General features: G+C 47.1%; 1 protein-coding gene and 4 tRNA genes. All 5 read left to right on the forward strand.

What is annotated here, in order from left to right; translation table 11 throughout:
* The first annotated feature begins 37 nt into the window (after positions 1–37).
* Positions 38–110: transfer RNA gene (locus RIG68_RS24785), tRNA-Thr, on the forward strand.
* Positions 111–137: 27 nt separating this feature from the next.
* Positions 138–220, forward strand: a tRNA-Tyr gene (locus RIG68_RS24790).
* Between the two features lie 7 nt (positions 221–227).
* Positions 228–300: transfer RNA gene (locus tag RIG68_RS24795), tRNA-Gly, on the forward strand.
* Between the two features lie 13 nt (positions 301–313).
* Positions 314–385 (forward strand) — tRNA-Thr (locus RIG68_RS24800).
* 49 nt (positions 386–434) lie between these two features.
* A partial coding sequence (locus RIG68_RS24805) for a GTP-binding protein (RefSeq protein ID WP_350128790.1) occupies positions 435–560 on the forward strand: 126 nt, incomplete at its 3' end.

Below are 560 nucleotides of genomic sequence, written 5' to 3' on the forward strand. Positions count from 1 at the left end.
GATGAACTATGAGTATTTTTCCAGTCTTTCGAAAAATGCCAGTGTAGCTCAGTTGGTAGAGCAACGGTTTTGTAAACCGTCGGTCGTCGGTTCGACTCCGGCCACTGGCTCATTCATTGATTTATTGAAAAGAATTTGGGGAGATACCAAAGCGGCCAACTGGGGCAGACTGTAAATCTGTTGTCTTACGACTTCGTAGGTTCGAATCCTGCTCTCCCCACGCAAAAGCGAGCGTAACTCAATTGGTAGAGTGTCACCCTTCCAAGGTGAATGTTGCCGGTTCGATCCCGGTCGCTCGCTCATTGGAATAGAAGCCGATATAGCTCAGAGGTAGAGCACTTCCATGGTAAGGAAGGGGTCGTCGGTTCAAATCCGACTATCGGCTCTGTCGGTAATCGTTTTACAAATTTAATTAACACAAACAAGACAAAGACATGGCAAAAGAGACCTTTCAACGCACCAAGCCGCATGTAAATGTGGGAACGATTGGACACGTAGATCACGGTAAAACTACGCTAACGGCGGCAATTACGACCGTAATGGCGAAGACATATGGTGGT

The organism is Imperialibacter sp., assembly GCF_040222385.1.
In the GTDB taxonomy this organism is placed as follows: Bacteria; Bacteroidota; Bacteroidia; order Cytophagales; family Cyclobacteriaceae; genus Imperialibacter.